The organism is Gilliamella sp. Choc4-2 (assembly GCF_001690355.1).
Lineage (GTDB): Bacteria > Pseudomonadota > Gammaproteobacteria > Enterobacterales > Orbaceae > Gilliamella > Gilliamella apicola_A.
This window is the reverse complement of the sequence record NZ_LZHG01000068.1, coordinates 50,569-70,713: the sequence shown is the minus strand read 5'-3', so window position 1 is coordinate 70,713 and position 20,145 is coordinate 50,569. Positions and strand designations below refer to the sequence as shown.

Annotated in this window: 13 protein-coding genes; 9 read left to right on the top strand and 4 right to left on the bottom strand. The window is 36.5% G+C overall.

What is annotated here, in order from left to right; all coding sequences use genetic code 11:
* The 3 genes from tuf to nusG all read left to right on the top strand — a co-directional run.
* On the top strand, window positions 1–1,027 hold a 1,027-nt coding region (gene tuf, locus A9G34_RS09545; RefSeq protein ID WP_065568844.1), incomplete at its 5' end, for an elongation factor Tu.
* Window positions 1,028–1,162: 135 nt separating this feature from the next.
* The gene (gene secE / locus A9G34_RS09540) at window positions 1,163–1,564 is read left to right on the top strand and encodes a preprotein translocase subunit SecE (protein WP_065569566.1); all 402 of its coding nucleotides are present in this window, start codon (window positions 1,163–1,165) and stop codon (window positions 1,562–1,564) included.
* Between the two features lies 1 nt (window position 1,565).
* Window positions 1,566–2,111 carry a transcription termination/antitermination protein NusG gene (gene nusG / locus A9G34_RS09535; RefSeq protein ID WP_034946827.1) on the top strand — a complete coding sequence of 182 codons (546 nt, stop codon included), beginning with the start codon at window positions 1,566–1,568 and terminating at the stop codon, window positions 2,109–2,111.
* A gap of 188 nt (window positions 2,112–2,299) precedes the next feature.
* Here the strand turns inward: nusG and A9G34_RS09530 are convergent, their stop codons facing one another.
* The gene (locus tag A9G34_RS09530) at window positions 2,300–4,225 is read right to left on the bottom strand and encodes an ABC transporter ATP-binding protein (RefSeq protein ID WP_065569565.1); all 1,926 of its coding nucleotides are present in this window, start codon (window positions 4,223–4,225) and stop codon (window positions 2,300–2,302) included.
* Window positions 4,226–4,373: 148 nt separating this feature from the next.
* Entirely contained in the window at window positions 4,374–6,377 is a 2,004-nt protein-coding gene (locus tag A9G34_RS09525; RefSeq protein ID WP_065569564.1) for an OPT family oligopeptide transporter, read from the bottom strand.
* Window positions 6,378–6,603: 226 nt separating this feature from the next.
* Between A9G34_RS09525 and mazG the strand changes: the two genes are divergently transcribed.
* Both mazG and A9G34_RS09515 read left to right on the top strand, forming a co-directional pair.
* Window positions 6,604–7,407 carry a nucleoside triphosphate pyrophosphohydrolase gene (gene mazG, locus A9G34_RS09520; protein WP_065569563.1) on the top strand — a complete coding sequence of 268 codons (804 nt, stop codon included), beginning with the start codon at window positions 6,604–6,606 and terminating at the stop codon, window positions 7,405–7,407.
* Window positions 7,400–7,840, top strand: coding sequence for a hypothetical protein (locus tag A9G34_RS09515; protein ID WP_065569562.1), 441 nt, complete (start codon window positions 7,400–7,402; stop codon window positions 7,838–7,840). Before mazG ends, A9G34_RS09515 begins: the two co-directional genes overlap by 8 nt.
* Before the next feature lie 258 nt (window positions 7,841–8,098).
* On the opposite strand, the gene A9G34_RS09510 is transcribed toward A9G34_RS09515, so the two are convergent.
* Window positions 8,099–9,511: an FAD-dependent oxidoreductase gene (locus tag A9G34_RS09510; protein WP_065569561.1), complete on the bottom strand. Its 1,413-nt coding sequence runs from the start codon at window positions 9,509–9,511 to the stop codon at window positions 8,099–8,101.
* Between the two features lie 13 nt (window positions 9,512–9,524).
* Window positions 9,525–13,982 carry a glutamate synthase large subunit gene (gene gltB, locus A9G34_RS09505; protein ID WP_065569560.1) on the bottom strand — a complete coding sequence of 1,486 codons (4,458 nt, stop codon included), beginning with the start codon at window positions 13,980–13,982 and terminating at the stop codon, window positions 9,525–9,527.
* A 361-nt stretch (window positions 13,983–14,343) separates the two neighbouring features.
* Between gltB and A9G34_RS09500 the strand changes: the two genes are divergently transcribed.
* From A9G34_RS09500 to A9G34_RS09485, 4 genes are all read left to right on the top strand, one after another.
* Window positions 14,344–15,522: an NAD(P)/FAD-dependent oxidoreductase gene (locus tag A9G34_RS09500; protein ID WP_065569559.1), complete on the top strand. Its 1,179-nt coding sequence runs from the start codon at window positions 14,344–14,346 to the stop codon at window positions 15,520–15,522.
* A 613-nt stretch (window positions 15,523–16,135) separates the two neighbouring features.
* Complete coding sequence (gene lysA, locus A9G34_RS09495) at window positions 16,136–17,533, top strand: diaminopimelate decarboxylase (protein ID WP_034946805.1); 1,398 nt, start codon at window positions 16,136–16,138, stop codon at window positions 17,531–17,533.
* 54 nt (window positions 17,534–17,587) lie between these two features.
* On the top strand, window positions 17,588–19,000 hold the full coding sequence (locus tag A9G34_RS09490; protein ID WP_034946802.1) for an APC family permease: 1,413 nt from the start codon (window positions 17,588–17,590) through the stop codon (window positions 18,998–19,000).
* A gap of 17 nt (window positions 19,001–19,017) precedes the next feature.
* Entirely contained in the window at window positions 19,018–20,124 is a 1,107-nt protein-coding gene (locus tag A9G34_RS09485; RefSeq protein WP_065569558.1) for an alanine/ornithine racemase family PLP-dependent enzyme, read from the top strand.
* Window positions 20,125–20,145: the final 21 nt, after the last annotated feature.

The window sequence follows — 20,145 nt, the reverse complement described above, 5'->3', positions numbered from 1 at the left end:
ACCAGAAGAAAAAGCACGTGGTATCACCATCAATACTTCACACGTTGAATACGACACACCAACTCGTCACTACGCACACGTAGACTGCCCAGGCCATGCTGACTATGTTAAAAACATGATCACAGGTGCAGCTCAAATGGATGGTGCTATTTTAGTAGTAGCAGCAACTGATGGTCCTATGCCACAAACTCGTGAACATATTCTTTTAGGTCGTCAAGTAGGTGTTCCTTACATTATCGTATTCTTAAACAAATGTGATATGGTTGACGATGAAGAACTATTAGAATTAGTTGAAATGGAAGTACGTGAGCTTCTATCTCAATATGATTTCCCAGGTGATGATACACCAGTGATTCGTGGTTCAGCGCTAAAAGCGTTAGAAGGCGATGCTGCATGGGAAGACAAAATTGTTGAATTAGCAGAAGCATTAGATAGTTACATTCCAGAACCAAAACGTGATGTTGACAAACCATTCTTATTACCAATTGAAGACGTATTCTCAATTTCAGGTCGTGGTACAGTGGTAACAGGTCGTGTAGAAAGTGGTGTAATCAAAGTCAACGAAGAAGTTGAAATTGTTGGTATCAAACCAACGACAAAAACGACTTGTACTGGTGTTGAAATGTTCCGTAAATTACTAGACGAAGGTCGTGCAGGTGAAAACGTAGGTATTTTATTACGTGGAACAAAACGTGAAGAGATCGAACGTGGTCAAGTATTAGCAAAACCAGGTTCAATTACACCGCATACTGATTTTGAATCAGAAGTATATATTTTAAGTAAAGATGAAGGTGGTCGTCATACTCCATTCTTCAAAGGTTACCGTCCACAGTTTTATTTCCGTACAACTGACGTAACTGGTACTATTGAATTACCAGAAGGCGTAGAAATGGTAATGCCAGGTGATAATATTAAAATGACAGTATCATTAATTCACCCAATTGCGATGGCAGAAGGTTTACGTTTTGCTATTCGTGAAGGTGGCCGTACTGTTGGTGCTGGTGTTGTAGCTAAGGTTATTAAATAAGTAGGAAATTTAATAGTTAATAGAAAGGGTATCTTACGATGCCCTTTCTTATCTATCTGTTTAGCAAAATGCTTTTATGAAAAGAGCATTTTGGAAAATGGATATTATTATAAATAACATACTCATAGGTTTTATATGATGGTAAGTAATGAGAGTCAAGCTACAAATACGATTCTAGATAAATTCAAATGGGGTTTAGTTCTAGTATTGATTGCTTTTATTGTCTGGGGAAATTTTTATTTTGCTGGATACAATAATATATATAACCCGAATACGTCCATTCGTATTATTGCAGTTGCAGTGATTTCACTTTTAACTTTATTTATTGCTCTTACCACAAGTAAGGGTAAGATATTTCTTGTGTTTTTACAAGAATCGAGAAAAGAATTAAGAAAAGTAGTATGGCCTACTCGTAAAGAAGCAACACAGACAACTTTACTAATTATAGCCGTTACTGTTATTGTTGGCTTAGCCCTGTGGGGGATAGATAATTTATTCCGTTGGATCGTCTTTTATTTAACATCAATAGGACGTTAATATGAGTGAAACACAACAAAAACGATGGTATGTTATTCAAGCATATTCAGGCTACGAAGCGCGTGTCGCACAATCATTACGTGAATATATTAAATTACATAACATGGAAGATGCTTTCGGTGAAGTATTAGTACCAACCGAAGAAGTTGTTGAAATGAAAGGTGGACAACGACGTAAGAGTGAGCGTAAATTTTTTCCTGGTTATGTGTTAGTTCAAATGATGATGAATGATGCAACTTGGCATTTAGTAAAAAGTGTGCCAAGAACCATGGGCTTTATTGGTGGTACTTCCGATAGACCAGCTCCAATTAGTCAGCGTGAGGTTGATGCAATTATGAACCGTCTACAGCAAGTCGGTGATAAGCCGCGCCCTAAAACGCTATTTGAGCCAGGTGAACTTGTTCGAGTCAATGATGGTCCATTTGCCGACTTTAATGGCGTAGTGGAAGAGGTTGATTATGAAAAGAATCGCTTAAAGGTTTCGGTATCAATTTTTGGCCGTTCAACCCCTGTTGAGCTTGATTTTAGCCAAGTTGAAAAAAGCTAATCTTTTAATATAGATTTTTAATAATTTAGTAGTATGTTTTAGAAAACCACAGGATTTTATCTTGTGGTTTTTTATATTGATGTTTCATGTAATAACTATTTGTGTAAATAATTTAATACTAAAAGAATCTTATAATTGTTTTATACTAAAATGTAGTGTTACCGGAAACTTTTTAATAAAATTAATTGTTATTGATCCAAATTAAAGGCCTCTAGCTGTTGTTGCAAATCTAGCCATTGCAACTCCGTCTCTTCTAATTGATTTTTAAGTTGGCTTTGTTTTAGTAATAAAGCTGTGAGTTCTGTTTTCTTGTTCACTTCATAGATTGTAGGATCAGACAATTTTTCTTCAATAAATTTTAATAGGCTGGTTAACTTATCAAGCATCTGTTCTTCTTTTTGTAACTGTTTTTTTATTGGTTGCATTTGTGCACGTAATTCTGCTTGCTTGCGTTTTTGCTCTTTACGATCCTGAGCTGAAGTATTGTGAGAACTTTCTTTTTTGGCTGAATTGATTTCGTCATTAGATTGATTATCATTTTTTTGTGACTCAGCTAACCATTTTTGATAATCATCAAGATCGCCATCAAATGGTTCCACTTTATGATCATGGACTAAATAGAATTCATCGGTAGTCGAACGCAGCAAATGGCGATCATGCGAAACTACCACTAAAGCACCATCAAAATCAATCAATGCCTCAGTTAGAGCCTGTCGCATATCTAAGTCTAAATGGTTGGTTGGTTCGTCTAATAAAAGAAGATTCGGTTTTTGCCATACAATTAAAGCTAAAACAAGGCGTGCTTTTTCACCACCCGAGAAATTTTTAACAGGATCGGTAACTTTATCACCTTGAAAATCAAATCCACCCAAATAATTACGCAGTTCTTGCTCTGTATTTTTCGGTTCAGCAAGTTGCGTTAAATGCCAAAGTGGTGATTCATCAGGGCGTAGATATTCTAATTGATGTTGAGCAAAATAGCCTAATTGAACACCTTTAGCAAGATTAATATGGCCTTCTTTAGGTGCAAGTTCACCAGCTAGTAATTTAATCAGTGTTGATTTACCTGCACCATTGCGTCCTAATAGACCAATACGTGAACCAGGAACTAAATTAAGCTTAATTTTTTCTAGTATAATTTTATCATCATAACCCGCTACGACTTTGTCCATCATTAACAAAGGACTTGGTAAGAATTCTGATGGTTTAAAATTAAAATGAAATGGATTATCGACATGCGCTGGTGCAATCAGTTCCATTTTTTCTAACATTTTTATACGGCTTTGCGCCTGTTTAGCTTTTGTTGCTTTGGCTCTAAAACGATCAATATAATTTTGCAAGTGTGCAACTTTTAGTTGTTGGCTTTCATAAAGAGACTGTTGTTGTGCTAGCTTTGTAGATCGTTGAATCTCAAATGAAGAGTAGTTACCGGTATATTCAAATAAGCTTTTTTGTTCAATATGGATAATTTTATTGACTAAAGGATCTAAAAAATCACGATCGTGCGAAATTAAAATTAATGTTCCTTGATAGTTGCTTAGCCATTTTTCAAGCCAAATGACAGCATCTAAATCAAGGTGATTGGTTGGTTCATCAAGCAATAATAAATCAGAACGACACATTAATGCCTGAGCCAAATTTAATCGCATCCGCCAACCACCAGAATAGGATTTAACTGGCAACATTAATTGTTCATTAGAAAAACCTAAACCATGTAATAATATTGCGGCTCGAGCATGAATTGTCCATGCATTAATGGTATCAAGCTTTTCATGAATAAGTGCAATTTGCTGACCATTATTTTGCTCATTGGCAATATTTAACTGCTTTTCTAATTGACGATATTCACGATCGCCATCAATCGCATATTCAATGGCAGGAATATCCAAGGCAGGTGTTTCTTGATTGACCCAAGCCAGTTGCCAGTAAGATGGAACACTCAATGTGCCTGCATCAGCTTGAATTTCACCTTTAATCAGTGAAAAAAGAGTTGATTTTCCACAGCCATTTTTGCCCACTAATCCAACTTTTTGTTGCGGATTAATAGTTGTTGACGCATTATCTAACAGCAGGTTAAAGCCTCGGCGGACTTGGATCGAATCAAAAACTATCATGATATTTATATCTATTGCTCAAAATAAAATAAGTTAATAAAAATTGTTTTAATCACCTACAATAGGAATGTTATAAAACAATTCATTAAAATAAAAAGCCCTTTGTTAAAAAGAAAAGGGCTTAAATTTAATTATTCAATAAGACTGACTATTTTTTAATTGCCGATAAAGCTCGGCGAACAAAAAGAGTACAGATGGCAATAAACACAAAGAGTCCCAAAAATTCGGGAAGCATGCCTAAGTTAGCAGATATTGCTAGCGGTGCATCATTCCCACTATTGGATATGCTAATAACTATCACCATTGCTAATAAAACGCCTACTAAACTTTCACCGACAATTAATCCTGATGCAATTAGTGCTGCTTTGCGATCCACTTTTTTATACTCTTTTTCTGGATCTAAATTTTGCTCTTTGGCTTTTTTGTAAGCATTGCGTTTAATTATCCATGATAATATAGTACCGATTAAAATCGGTGTATTAATGCTTGGCGGTAAATAAATACCTAAACCAACAGCTAGTGCCGGTATGCGAAAGCTAGAGTGATTTTTGGCAAGAATTGAGTCAATAACGATAATAACAGCGCCTAATGCAAGCCCTATTAAAATCATAGTCCAGTCCAATTGATGTGCAAATATGCCTTTGGCAATTGTGGTCATAAGCGTCGCTTGTGGCGCAGCCAAAACTTGGGTTGTATCCATACCAGAACGAGGTAAAGCACCAGTAAAACCATAAGCGTTATATAAAATTTCTAAAATAGGTGCAATGACTGTCGCACCAACAATACAGCCAATTAATAATGCCACTTGCTGTTTCCAGGGTGTGGCCTTGACTAAATAGCCGGTTTTTAGATCTTGTAAATTATCATTCGAAATACAAGCCACTGCCAACACAGTACTGGTAGTAAAAAGTGCGAGTGCGGTGGCAAAATTAGAGCCTTCAATAGAAGCTAGCATACCATTAGTTTCACCTAAACCTAATAATATCAATGAAATGACAACCACTGCAACAATTGCAATTCCAGATATAGGGCTAGATGATGATCCAACAAGTCCTGCCATATAGCCACAAGCAGCAGCCACTAAAAATCCCATAATAAAGGCAAATAATACAGCGCTAAAAACTAAAATCCAAGCTAAGCCTGACGATAAACCACTCTCGGCAATAAATGAATAGAAAGTTACTAGTAAAATAACGACCATACCACCCATGATTAAGAAAATAGTTTTTGGTGATAAGTCTCGTTCAGTTGGAGCTATATCGTTTACTGATACATCTGAACGCATAGTTTTAAACGAAATTTTCAACCCTTCTATCATTGGTTTAATTAACGTAATTAGTGTCCAAACTGCAGCAATAGCAATTGTACCTGCACCAATAAAACGTATATCTTTAGCCCAATATCCCATTGCAATTTTGGATAAAGGCTCAGTAGTATCATAATCACCTATTGTGCTTAAAATTGGGATACCAACCCCCCAAGCAATAATGGTACCAATTAAAATAGCGATACCAGACATAATTCCTATCAAATAACCAGAGCTCATCAAAGCTAATGAGAACCCCATAGGAAGTTGAAATATAGATTTGCCAACCGAAAACCAGCACGCAATGCTTTCAGATAACACACGAAAACCATTAGTAAATAGAGTAACAACAGAAGCAATAACACCACCAAATAAAATATCTTTTAGTCCATCGTTAGTTTCATTATTATTGGTTTTGGAACCTGCTTTTAAAATTTCAGCAGCCGCGACACCTTCAGGATAAGGTAAATCACTTTTAACAACCATGACATGGCGCAATGGAATGGAGAATAAAACTCCAAGCATTCCTCCTGCGGCACATATAGAAAAAGTTAGCCAAAATGGAAAATTTTGCCAGTAACCAATCATTAACAACCCAGGAAGCACAAAAATAATTGAAGATAATGTACCTGCTGCTGATGCTTGGGTTTGTACCATGTTATTTTCCAAAATAGTAGATCCGGAAAACATCTTCAATATCGCCATTGAAATTACTGCAGCAGGAATGGCAGATGAGAACGTTAATCCGACTTTTAAACCAAGATAAACATTCGATGCAGTAAAAATAACAGTAATAAGAGCGCCAAGAATGGTACCTCTTAACGTAAGCTCACGTAAATTATTCATATTATTTAATAACGTTAATTTAATAGAGGGATATTATATACTTAATTTGTGTTTGTCGGCTAGAAATTCCTTAATAAGGTATATTTTAGTAATTTTTATTATTATTTTAATCAAATAATTAAGAATATTATTCTAAATATATTGGGATTAATGTTTAAAATAATAACTATTTTAAAATGAAACCTTTACAATAGCATCAATGAATGATTAATTTAAGAGAAAGATTTTGAAAGCATTACAACGCTTAAAAGCGGTTATCAAACAACTCCGCGACCCAATTAATGGTTGCCAATGGGATCGAGTTCAAACTTTTGAGTCTTTAAAATCATATACATTAGAGGAAACGTACGAGATACTTGATGCAATTGATAAACAAGATATGGATGAGTTAAAAAAAGAACTTGGTGATTTGCTCTTTCATATTGTTTTTTATGCTGATTTAGCCCAAGAGCAAGGAAGTTTTGATTTTGATGAGGTTTGCTTATCAGTTTCAGATAAATTAGTTTATCGTCATCCTCATATTTTTGCTGAGAATAAGACCGAAAAAGCTAACTGGGAACAGCTTAAACAAAAAGAAAGAGACAAAAAAGCACAATACTCATTGCTTGATGATATTCCCCAAGCAATACCAGCGTTAATGCAAGCAGAAAAAATTCAAAAGCGCTGTGCCTCGGTTGGTTTTGATTGGCATGATATAAAACCTGTGCTTGATAAGGTAAAAGAGGAAATTGATGAAGTTGAGCAAGAGCTTGAACAAAACAAACAAGATCCACAAAAAATTGAGGAAGAACTTGGTGATTTATTGTTTGCGACCGTCAATTTAGCTAGGCATTTAAAGGTTAAATCAGAACTCTGTTTACAGCAAGCCAATAAAAAATTTACCCGACGATTTCAACAAGTAGAATCGATACTCAAACAAAAAAACTTATCTTTAATTGATGCAACGCTTGAACAAATGGAAGACGCGTGGCAAAGTGTTAAGCAATTAGAACAGATTAAACTCAATAGCGAAGTGAATAAAAATGACTGAACAAAAAAATGAATTATATCAAGAGATCGAAGCATGGGCACAAAATGCTATATTAAACAGCCCAACCTGGAGCATTAACCAGCTTGATTACTCAGAAAAAAGTATATCTGTTGTTGAAATGATTATTGGTGAGTTAGCTGAGAAAAACTTTAGTATCTCTGAAGAACAGCTTAATATGATAGCTCAAGAATATGGTTGCTACTTATTACTGACTGCCCAAAAATTATATGGTGGTGAATTTTATTGGAATGAAGAACTTGAACAACCGATGTTAATTAGCTGTGAACCTCAAGCAACTATTGTGTTATTAACATGGAATAAAGTAAAAGGGCGCCTTTTAGGGGATGAAGCAGATCATCTCGCATTTTTCTTAGAAGGGTTTGCAGAGGCGATCCAACATCCTGAAGAAGGTTCACAGATTGTTTATTTATAATAATATAAAATTAAGCACTATTTGTTGATAAGAAATCAATTACGATAAGTTTATAGCATTTTGAGTTTTAATGCATTTTATTGAAATAAAAGATTAAATTGGTCCAATATTGACAATCAAAGCTAGTCAAGTCGCTCCATGTTTACTCGAATTATGTTAGATGAAATTTATCATTTTTTATAGATAAAAATATTGTGAAAAAATAAACCTCATTCAATATTGAATGGAGTTTATTTTTAATTTAACCTAAATTTCTTATTATACTTCTAAGTAATCTAAAATGCCTTCAGCCGCTTTGCGACCTTCGCTAATGGCAGTGACAACTAGATCAGAGCCACGGACAGCATCGCCACCTGCAAAGATTTTTGGATTGGTGGTTTGGTAGCTGTTAGCTTCGGGTGCGATGATTTTGCCTTGTGGGTCAAATTCGACACCATGCTGAGCAAGCCAAGGCATGGCATGTGGTTTGAATCCAAAAGCCATGATTACTGCATCGGCAGGAAGAATAAATTCAGAACCTTCGATAATTACTGGCGAGCGTCGTCCTTTTGCATCTGGCTCGCCTAGTTCTGTTCGAACCATTTTTATGCCTGTTACTTGTCCACTGTTATTAATTTCTATGCTTAATGGTTGGACATTAAATTGAAATTTTGCACCTTCCTCTTTGGCATTTTTGACTTCTCGTTTTGAGCCCGGCATGTTGGCTTCGTCTCGGCGATAAGCACAAGTAACTTCAGTTGCACCTTGACGAATAGATGTTCGTATACAGTCCATTGCAGTATCACCACCACCTAATACCACAACACGTTTGTTTTTCATGTCAATGTAAGGGGTATCTTGGGTTTGCGCATGTTTCATTATGTGTTTAGTGTTGGCAATTAAAAATGGTAAGGCATCATAAACGCCGTTGGCATCTTCGTTTTGAAGACCTGCTCGCATTGATTGATAAGTTCCAGTCCCCACAAAAACAGCATCAAATTCGTTGATTAAGTCGGCTAATTGCACCGTTTTACCGACCTCAGTATTTAAACGGAACTCAATGCCCATTTCAGTAAAAATATGTCTTCGGTTGATTAATACTTCTTTATCAAGTTTAAACGCTGGGATGCCAAAGGTGAGTAGTCCACCAATTTCAGGGTGACGATCAAATACAACTGGCGTTACGCCATTGCGGACTAAGACATCCGCACAAGCAAGGCCAGCAGGACCAGCACCAATAACCGCAACTTTTAAGCCTATTTGTTCAACATTATTGAGATTTGGCTTCCAGCCCATTTTGAAGGCTTCGTCAGTAATATAGCGTTCAATATTGCCAATGGTGACAGCACCAAATTCGGCATTTAAGGTACAAGAGCCTTCACAAAGGCGATCTTGCGGGCAGACGCGACCACAAACTTCTGGCAGACTGTTAGTTTGGTGTGAAAGTTCAACCGCTTCTAATATTTTGCCTTCGTTAACCAGTTTTAACCAATTGGGAATATAGTTATGCACAGGGCATTTCCATTCACAATATGGGTTGCCGCAAGCAAGGCAACGATCAGCCTGCGCTTGTGATTGTGGAGCAGAAAATCCTTCATAAATTTCAACAAATTCAATTTTACGGATGTTTAACGATTTTTTAGGCGGATCAACACGTTGTAAATCGATAAACTGATAAACATTTTGGCTCATTTTCGTGTTCTCCTTATTGTGCCTGAATACGCAGTTCTGCTGATGAGCGACTGCGGTGCCCAAGTAGCGCTGTTACATCACTTGATTTTGGTTTAACTAATACAAATTGTTTAGAATAATCTTTCCAATTTGCCAAAATTTCTTCCGCTCGTGATGAATGGGTAAGTTGAGCATGTTCCATAATTAGACCTCGAAGGTGTTCTTCGTGAATGGCGTAATCTGCTACATTTAACATTTCAACTAGTTCTTTATTAATACGATTGTGCAGTTCGCCGTCAGTATCTAAAATATAAGCAAAACCACCTGTCATACCAGCACCAAAGTTAACTCCTGTTTTGCCTAATACGCAGACAATACCACCTGTCATATATTCACAGCCATTGTCACCAATGCCTTCAACAACACTAATTGCACCAGAATTGCGTACCGCAAATCGTTCTCCAGCACGTCCAGCTGCAAAGAGTTTTCCTCCAGTTGCACCATATAAGCAGGTATTACCTGCAATGGTTGCTTCATGGCTTAAAAATGCTGAGCCTTGCGGTGGTCGAATCACAATACGGCCACCAGCCATGCCTTTACCAACATAATCATTGGCATCGCCTGTGAGTGTTAAGTCCACTCCGCCAGCGTTCCAAACACCAAAACTTTGACCCGCAGTGCCGTTAAAGTTAAGCGAAATAGGATCAGCAACAAGACCTTGGTCACCATATTTTTTAGCAATATAACCAGATAATCTAGTACCTACAGATCGATCGGTATTTTGTATATCAAAATAGAGGCTTTGGCTTTGGCGATTATCAACAAATTGTTGTGCTTGTGTGATGATCTCTTTATTTAGCACACCTTTATCAAATGGTTTATTGTCTTCAATACAATAAACTGGTTTGCCATCAATAGGTTTTGCTGTTTCAAGCAGTCCTGATAGGTCAAGTTTTTGTTGTTTTGCCGTGATGCCATCAAGTTCTAATAACAGATCGGTGCGTCCTATCAAATCGACGATACGACTGACACCTAGCTCGGCCATAATTTCTCGCGTGTTACGCGCAATAAAGCGGAAATAGTTTATCGCTTTTTCTGGCAGGCCATGATAATGTTCGCTACGCAGTTTTTCGTCTTGGGTTGCAACACCCGTTGCACAGTTATTAAGGTGGCAAATACGCAGATATTTACAACCTAAGGCAACCATTGGTCCTGTTCCAAATCCAAAACTCTCAGCACCTAAAATAGCTGCTTTGACAATATCAGTTCCTGTTTTTAAACCACCGTCTACTTGTAAACGTATTTTGTGACGTAACCCATTGGCGACTAATGATTGCTGAGTTTCAACCAACCCTAATTCCCAAGGGGAACCAGCATATTTGACTGAAGTCAATGGGCTGGCGCCTGTTCCACCATCATAGCCTGAAATGGTAATTAAGTCGGCATAGGCTTTAGCAACTCCCGTTGCGATTGTGCCAACGCCTGGCTCTGATACTAATTTAACCGAAATCATGGCGTTAGGGTTAATTTGTTTTAGGTCAAATATTAATTGTGCTAAATCCTCAATCGAGTAAATGTCGTGATGAGGTGGTGGTGAAATAAGTGTGACACCCGGTACAGAAAAGCGCAATTTAGCAATATATGGTGTGACTTTGTCGCCAGGTAACTGACCACCTTCACCTGGTTTTGCTCCTTGTGCTACTTTGATTTGAATAACATCGGCACTCATTAAGTAACTTGGTGTTACACCAAAACGACCTGATGCAACTTGTTTTATGCGTGATACTTTTATGGTGTTGTAGCGAGCAGGATCTTCACCGCCTTCGCCTGAATTTGAAAAACCACCAAGCGTGTTCATTGCTTCGGCAAGGGATTCATGTGCTTCAGGGCTTAGCGCACCAATTGACATGGCTGCCGAGTCAAAGCGTTTGAACAGTGATTCTTCCGGTTCAACTTGATCAAGTGGAATAGCTGCGTTTTCAGGTGGATTGAGCTTTAATAAATCACGCAAGGTGGCAATAGGGCGGTTGTTGACGATATCGACATAACGTTTGTAATCTTCATAATTGCCATTATTGACCGCTTTTTGTAGTGACTGTACTACATCAGGATTATAAGCATGATATTCACCACCATGAACATATTTAAGTAACCCTCCTTGTTCTAATGGTTTTCTTTTCAGCCATGCACTTTTCGATAAGTTGAATTGGTCTTGTGCAAAATCATCAAAATTGGCACCATTAATACGGCTAGTAACTCCTTGGAAACAAAGTTCAACAACCTCTTTATTTAAACCAACTGCTTCAAATAGTTTTGAACAGCGGTAAGAGGCGACAGTTGAAATGCCCATTTTTGACATAATTTTATATAAGCCTTTGTTAATTCCATTACGATAATTAAGAATGGCTTCACGGTAAGATTTGTTTATTGTGCTATTATCGACCATTTGGCCTAAAATTTCGTAGGCTAAATAAGGATAAATTGCGGTTGCACCAAAACCAAGAAGTACCGCAAATTGATGTGGATCACGGCAGCTTGCGGTTTCGACAATGATATTAGCATCGCAACGTAAGTTTTTTTCAACTAAGCGTTGCTGAACAGCTCCAACAGCCATAGGCGCAGGAATTGGTAAGCGATCAGGCGCTATATTTTTATCTGATAAAATCAATAATACTGTGCCATTGCGAACTTTTGCTTCAGCATCACCGCATAATTGTTCAATGGCATCGCGCAGGCTACCATCGATTTCATAAGTGATATCTAAGGCTTCTGATTTGTAATAACGGGATTCTAATGCTGTTAATTGTTTAAAATCTGAATAGACCAAAACTGGGGATTTGAACGCAACACGATGCGCCTGACCTTCTGCTTCGGCAAACACATTCATTTCACGACCAATACTGGTTGAAAGTGACATAACGTGTGATTCGCGTAGTGGGTCGATAGGGGGATTTGTTACCTGAGCAAATTTTTGACGAAAATAATCATAAATTGAGCGAGGCCTTGTTGATAGTACCGCAAATGGTGTGTCATCGCCCATTGAGCCAGTGGCTTCTTGACCGTTTTCACCTAGCACTCGAATACATTGGTCTAGCTCTTCAGCACTATAACCAAATTGTTTTTGATAAGTTGCTAGCAAGATATCGTCATAATATCGAGAGCCAATGTTATCATCAGGTAGGTTTTCAAAAGGGATCAGTCTTTTAACATTTTTTTCCATCCATTCTTTATATGGGTGACGTTTTTGTAAATCGTTGTCTGTTTCAGACGATTGTAAAATGCGACCTTCTTCAGTATCGATAACTAACAATTCACCTGGACCAACGCGTCCTTTAGTGACGACTTCGTCTGGTTGATAATCCCAAATACCGATTTCGGATGCACAGGTAATGAGTTTGTCTGTCGTTATTACATAACGTGCAGGACGTAATCCGTTACGGTCTAAGTTACATGCGGCATAACGACCGTCAGACATTACAATACCGGCAGGACCATCCCAAGGTTCCATATGCATTGAGTTGAAGTCGAAAAAAGCACGCAGATCTTCGTTCATGTCAGGATTATTTTGCCATGCAGGTGGAACCAATAAGCGCATAGCTCGTACAATATCCATTCCTCCTACAAGAAATAGCTCAAGCATGTTATCTAATGAACTTGAATCAGAACCTGTGACATTAACAAAAGGTGCCGCATCTTGTAAGTCCGGAATGAGTGGCGTTTTAAATTTATAGGAACGTGCTTGTGCCCATTGTCTATTACCTTCAATAGTGTTTATTTCACCATTATGAGCTAAATGCCGAAAAGGTTGCGCTAATGGCCAACGAGGAACAGTATTGGTTGAAAAACGTTGATGAAATAAACAAATTGCTGTTTCCATTCGGATGTCAGCCAAATCTAGATAGAATCGAGGTAAATCTTTAGGCATACATAAGCCTTTATAGATATTGACCTGATTTGAGAAGCTACAAACGTAAAATGTATCGTCTTGTACCCGTTTTTCAATTCGACGGCGTACCATATATAGGCGACGTTCTAAATCAATTTTTGTCCACCCAGCGGGCGCATTGACAAATACTTGTTCAATTTTTGGTAATGAGGATAGGGCAATTTCACCAAGTACGCTTTTATCAATTGGTACTTCACGCCAACCTAGAATTGATAAGGTTTCATTGGTTAATTCTTCTTCGACAATATCACGGCTAATTTGAGCTTCTTTTTCATTTTGGCTCAAAAACAACATACCAACAGCATAATTACTTGCTAAACGCCAGCCCGCATCTTGTGCCACTAATCTAAAAAATCGATCGGGTTTTTGTAATAAAAGTCCACAGCCATCGCCAGTTTTACCGTCTGATAAAATGGCACCACGGTGTTGCATTCTGGCAAGTCCGTGAATTGCAGTACGCACCACTTTATGACTTGGTTGTCCTTCAATGTGAGCAATTAAACCAAATCCACAGTTATCTTTTTCATGATGCTGGTTATATAACATATCATTGCCTCTAATTCATCGCTTTTATAAGAAGGTATAGGCTTTAATCCCATATTAAATGTGACGTTAATTAAAAAAACTTTTTTGGTCAAATAAATATTACTTATAAGTCAATTTTCTAATAATTTATATTGGGGTTATTAATGAATCTAATAGTAGTATATATCTTTATGATTTTTTATAAGTTGAAACTACGCATTCAACAATTAGCATAAATATATTAAGTATGAATTCTTTTTCTTATTGAAAAGTTTCAGGAAAGCATTTATTTCAGTATACCAATTCTGTTCCGTCCAATGGCTATGAGTGATAATTGTATACTGTTATAATTTGTTATCTTTTAATTTTTGAAGTATTAATAATGCAAACTAAAATTACGATTGTAGGTGCTGGTGCTGCTGGGCTTTTTTGTGCAGGCTTACTGGGACAAAAAGGTTATGAAGTTACAGTAATTGATAATGGTAAAAAATTAGGTCGTAAAATCTTAATGTCTGGTGGTGGTAATTGCAATTTTACTAATCTTACTGTCGAGCCAAGTAATTATATTTCTGAAAATCCACACTTTTGTAAATCCGCATTGAAACGATATACACAATGGGATTTTATCCAATTAGTAAATCACTATGGTATTGCTTACCATGAAAAAGATCATGGCCAATTATTTTGTGATAATTCAGCGCAAGATATTGTTGATATGCTATTAAACGAGAGCAAGAAAGGGCATGTTAATTTTATGATGCAGACTCAGGTTGAAGATATTAGCAGTGATGGAATAGGATTTAAATTACATACTTCTCAAGGTATTATTGATACTGGGAAACTTATTATCGCAACGGGAGGTCTATCTATGCCAGCTCTTGGTATGACTTCAATTGGTTATAAAATTGCTGAAAAATTTGATATTCCTATAGTGCCAGTAAAAGCGGGACTAGTACCACTTACGTTGCATAAACCTTTACTTGATGTGTTATCAACCTTGTCAGGTATTGCCGTTGCTGTTGAAGTTTCTAATGAAAGAATTAGTTTTAAAGAAAATTTATTGTTTACTCATCGAGGGATTTCTGGGCCTGCTATTTTGCAGATATCGAGCTATTGGCAGGCTGGTGAGCCAATTACTATTAATTTATTACCTGATTTTACATTCGAATCATCGTTTAAACCATTATTAGAGCAAAATCGTAATCAAACGATAAAAAACTGCTTAGCACAGATTTTACCTAAAAGGCTTATTGAAGTGTTAATACAGATCAATTTGATAAATGATATAACAGTTAAGCAACTTAATCTTAAACAACAGCAAGACTTGTATAATGTGTTAACACATTGGCGTATTATTCCAAATGGGACAGAAGGTTATCGTACTGCTGAGGTGACTCTTGGTGGTGTAAGTACTGATGCGTTGTCATCCAAAACTATGGCAGTTAAAACACACCCCAACCTTTATTTTATTGGTGAAGTTGTCGATGTGTCAGGCTGGCTAGGAGGTTACAACTTTCAATGGGCTTGGAGCAGTGCTTTTGCTTGTACTGAGGATTTTTAATTAATAAATTTGCTATTGATAAGTTGTGATTTAATTTTATTATATTGATTATTTCTTTATTGAAATTGTAAAGAGGATAAATGGTGAGTAAGTAGTCGATAATTTGATAATTAGAGATGATATTATCTTTTGACAATCATCACTACAAAATACTATCTTCTTTTTTTAAATTAGGTTAAACTTTAGCTACTATTATTTCCTATGGTCTTATCTTTAAGATAGCAATTAAGGTCACGCTTTTCTGTTGTAATAGTATATTTACACCTTATCGATAATGGCTTTGCCAATGTGTTAAACCAAAAAAATTTAAATATTTCCAAAGATTGTAATTATTCAAGATTGACTATCATAATATTAGTACATTATGAAATTTGGATTGTTTGCTAAAACGTGTTCTTTTATTAAATGCCTTTCTATCATCTTTAATAAAATTAATGAATGTTTGTCATAGTAGTCTGTTTTATTTAATGACAAATATTTTTATCAGAAATGTTTTACCTATTTATTTAATTATTATATTTTTCAAATTGATCTATCAATTGCATTGGATGCAATAAGCTATTTTTGATTGTTTTCTTATGTAGTTTTTATGTATTAATTAACTGGAGGTCATATGTCCGACAAAATTATTTCTAATTACAATAAATTACGTAAAGATCTTATAATGAAAGATCGACGTTTTAGTGCTCAAAACGGTAAATTATGTTTTGAGGGCGTTAATTTAGAAGAATTAGCAAAAAAATATCCAACCCCTTTTTATGTTTTTTCTGAAAAGGAAATTGACCGTAATGTACAAGAAATTAAACAGGCATTTAAGGCTCATTCAAATACTAAAATTTTCTATGCATCAAAAACTTGTTCAGTAATGGGCGTTCTTAAAGCAATTAAAGATGCAGGAATTTATGCCGAAGCGAACTCAATGTTTGAAGTGCGCAAATGCTTGGAAATTGGTTTTAGTGGCAGCCAAATTGTGTTCAATGGGGTAGTGAAAAAACCGGTGGACTTAGAGTATGCTATCGAAAATGATCTGTATATTATCAATGTGGATAGTTTATATGAACTTGATATTATTGATGAAATTTCAAGGCGCTTGAAAAAAGTGGCAAATGTTTGTGTGCGTGTTGAGCCAAATGTTCCATCAGCAACCCACGCAGAATTGGTAACAGCGTATCATGCTAAATCTGGCATTGATCTAGAGCAAGCGGAAGAGACTTGTCGTCGTATTATTGAAATGCCTTATGTGCATTTACGTGGTTTACATATGCATGTTGGTGATCAGGTTCCAGAATCAGAACCTTTTGCTAAAGCAACTAAAGTATTAGTTGATGAATCACGCCGTTTAGAAGAAGTGCTTGACATTAAATTTGATTTAATCAACGTAGGTGGTGGTATTCCTGTTCCATATAAGTATGACGAAGAGAATGGCGATCCATTGCAAGATAACATGTATGCGGGAATTACTGCACAAGAATTTGCTGATGCCGTTATTAATGAAGTACACAAATGGCGTACTGATGTTGAAATTTGTATTGAACCAGGTCGTAAAGTAACTGGATCAGCTGGCGTGCTTGTAACCGAAATAGCCTGTGAAAAACGTAAAACTAACTATGATTTAGACGGCAATATTGAAGAGCATGTTGAATGGAAATTTGTGGATGCTGGCTATAGTGTGCTTTCTGATAGTCAACATTTCGATTGGTTTTTCTATGTTTATAATGCTTCAAAAATCAATGAAGCACATGATGAATATGTTAAATTAGCTGGTCCTTTATGTGATGGCGGTGATTATTACCATGTTGGTGTAAAAGGCGAAGAGTTCTTAATGCCAAAAGATACACAGATTGGTGATATTGTGGTTTTCTTGGATGCTGGTGCTTATACCATTGAAAGCCAAACAGTTTATAACAATCGCCCTCGTACCGCTGTTGTGATGATAGATAAAAAAGACAAGGATAGGTTGATTAGACGAGAAGACACTTACGAAGATATGGTTGGATACGACGTATATTAATCATGAACTATCTGGAGATTTTTTAGGCTCCAGATATTATAATGTGAGGTTACTATGAGTGATTCTAAAGATTCAAGCTTGCTTGGTATTAAAGACATTGTGTTTATGAATGTCATTGCGATACTCAGCTTGCGTCAAATCCCGAATGTTGCTCCTTATGGGGCATCTGCAATGATACTTTGGCTCATCGCTGCATTTTGTCTATTTTTTCCATTAGCAATGGTTTGTGGTGAGCTTTCAACAGGCTGGCCAAAAGATGGTGGAATCTTTGTTTGGGTAAAAGAAGCTTTTGGTAAACGTATTGGCTGGATAGTAGTTGTTTGTTTCTTGTTTTCTTGTGTGCTCTTCTTCCCGTTAATGTTGCAATTTGGTTTTACTGCAATTGGATATATGTTTAGTGCCGAATTAGCCCAAAATGAGGTGTTTATTGGAGTAGGATCTATGGTGGTATTTTGGATTCTAACGCTGATGAATATTCGCGGCATGCAATGGACTAAAATTATCAATAGTGTGAGTGCATGGCTCGGTGTATTTATCCCAGCAGCTATTATCATATTACTTGCTATTGTTTGGTTATTTACAGATCATCCAATGGCAACTAATTACAGTCATTTCAGTGATTGGATGCCAGATTTAAGCAGTTGGGATACTATTGTTTTCCTATCTAGCATGATGTTCGCATTTGCTGGCCTTGAGGTGGCTCCAATGATTGCAGGGCGTACACGAGATCCACAACGAGACTTTCCAAAAGCAATGTTGGTTTCAGCAGTGGTAATTGTTGGTATTTATATGGTCGGAACATGGGCTATTAATACTTTATTACCCGCAGCCGATACTGATATCGTAGCGGGTGTTATGCAAGCAATGGAAGCGGCTGCAAAAGAGTTACATATGCCTTGGTTGCTTCCTGTTATGGCAATCTGTTTATTTTTTGGCGCATTAGGACAAATTAACTCATGGCTAGTTGGTCCTATCTATATGTTACAAGAAGCATCAAAAGAAGATAATTTGCTGGGTGAGCGCATTGGCCATTTACACCCAGTATATCAAACCCCTGCTTTTGCATTAACTGTTCAAGCTATTATCGTAACGGTACTTTGTTTTTCAACATTCGTTTCACCAAGTATAGCTGCTGCGTATTGGATGTTAACAGCGTTAACTACAATTTGTTACTTCATCCCTTACTTAGTGATGTTTATTGCATATTATCGTTTACGCATTGCTCAACCCGATGTACCGCGTAGCTTTAAAATTCCTGGGAAAGTCCTTCCGATTATTTTACCGGCTTTAGGGTTTCTATCTACATTGTTCGCAGTGATATTAGTATTTATTCCCCCAGCCCAAATTGATATGGGTGGATATGTTGAGTATATCGCTAAAATTGTTGGTGGTGCAGTGCTTGCTATTGTATTGGCTGAATGGATCTATCATCGAGCTCAAAGACGTAATCATTTGCAACAACAGTAAAATATAGAGGAGTAAATATGTACAAACCTATATTGGAAATCGATTTATGTAAATTAAAAGAAAATGCTCGTGTTGAAAAAACTATTTTAGCCAAACACGGTATTGATGTAATGGCTGTTAATAAAGTTTTTGATGGCTGTATTGAAACAGCAAAAGCTGTTCTTGATGGTGGTATTGATGTGATTGCCGAATCAAGAACTTACAATTTAAAAAAATTGAAAGATGCTTTAAATTGTAAAACATGCTTATTACGTAGTCCTTGTTTAAGTGAAATTAGTGATGTGGTTAAATACGCGGATATTAGCCTAAATAGCGAAAAGCAAGTTATTCAATCACTTTCTGATGAAGCTGTTAAGCAACAAAAAGTTCATCAAGTTTTGTTGATGGTAGATATGGGAGATTTACGAGAAGGTATTTGGTTTGAAAATATTGATGAAATTATTGATATGGTAAAATTAATCCTTGCTTTACCAGGAATTGAACTTTATGGACTTGGAACCAATTTTAATTGCTATGGTACGGTATTACCGACGGTTAAAAATGGGGTGGATTTTTTACATATAGCACGTAAAGTAGAGCAAACTTGTAGTATTAAAGTACGATATCTATCGGCAGGAAATTGTACCAGCTATCATTTGTTAGATAAAAATATTTGGCCAGAAGGGTTAAATCACATAAGAATTGGTGGGTTACATGAGTTTGGTATTGAATATGTTGAAATGAAATATCTTGATGAATTTCATCATTCCAATAAGCCTGTTGGTAAAGCATGCAGTAATATCTATAAATTATATGCACAAATCATTGAACTTAATAGTAAACCAACCGTTCCTGTTGGAGAATTAGGTGTTGATGCTTTCTTGAATAGTAAGACATTTATTGATCATGGAACTCGTAAACGGGCACTACTTGCTTTTGGCCGTCAAGATGTACCTGCTGAAAACTGTACTCCTATTAGTGATAGTATTACTATTTTAGGGCAAACGAGTGATCATACTATTGTTGATATTGAGGATGTTCCTAATACATTACGAGTTGGTGATGTGATTGGTTTTGAACTTGATTATACTGCTTTACTTATGGCGTGCCAAGCGAGTGGCGTAGACAAACGGTTTATTTATTAATTCATTCATGTATTCATGTTG

What these genes read in the sequence shown, in the direction of transcription:
- A9G34_RS09490 (WP_034946802.1), top strand. Translation starts at nt 17,588, where the DNA reads ATGAGTGATTCTAAAGATTCAAGCTTGCTTGGTATTAAAGACATTGTG.
- A9G34_RS09510 (WP_065569561.1), bottom strand. Translation starts at nt 9,511, where the DNA reads ATGAGCCAAAATGTTTATCAGTTTATCGATTTACAACGTGTTGATCCG.
- A9G34_RS09515 (WP_065569562.1), top strand. Translation starts at nt 7,400, where the DNA reads ATGACTGAACAAAAAAATGAATTATATCAAGAGATCGAAGCATGGGCA.
- nusG (WP_034946827.1), top strand. Translation starts at nt 1,566, where the DNA reads ATGAGTGAAACACAACAAAAACGATGGTATGTTATTCAAGCATATTCA.
- secE (WP_065569566.1), top strand. Translation starts at nt 1,163, where the DNA reads ATGATGGTAAGTAATGAGAGTCAAGCTACAAATACGATTCTAGATAAA.
- A9G34_RS09500 (WP_065569559.1), top strand. Translation starts at nt 14,344, where the DNA reads ATGCAAACTAAAATTACGATTGTAGGTGCTGGTGCTGCTGGGCTTTTT.
- A9G34_RS09530 (WP_065569565.1), bottom strand. Translation starts at nt 4,225, where the DNA reads ATGATAGTTTTTGATTCGATCCAAGTCCGCCGAGGCTTTAACCTGCTG.
- A9G34_RS09525 (WP_065569564.1), bottom strand. Translation starts at nt 6,377, where the DNA reads ATGAATAATTTACGTGAGCTTACGTTAAGAGGTACCATTCTTGGCGCT.
- lysA (WP_034946805.1), top strand. Translation starts at nt 16,136, where the DNA reads ATGTCCGACAAAATTATTTCTAATTACAATAAATTACGTAAAGATCTT.
- A9G34_RS09485 (WP_065569558.1), top strand. Translation starts at nt 19,018, where the DNA reads ATGTACAAACCTATATTGGAAATCGATTTATGTAAATTAAAAGAAAAT.
- gltB (WP_065569560.1), bottom strand. Translation starts at nt 13,982, where the DNA reads ATGTTATATAACCAGCATCATGAAAAAGATAACTGTGGATTTGGTTTA.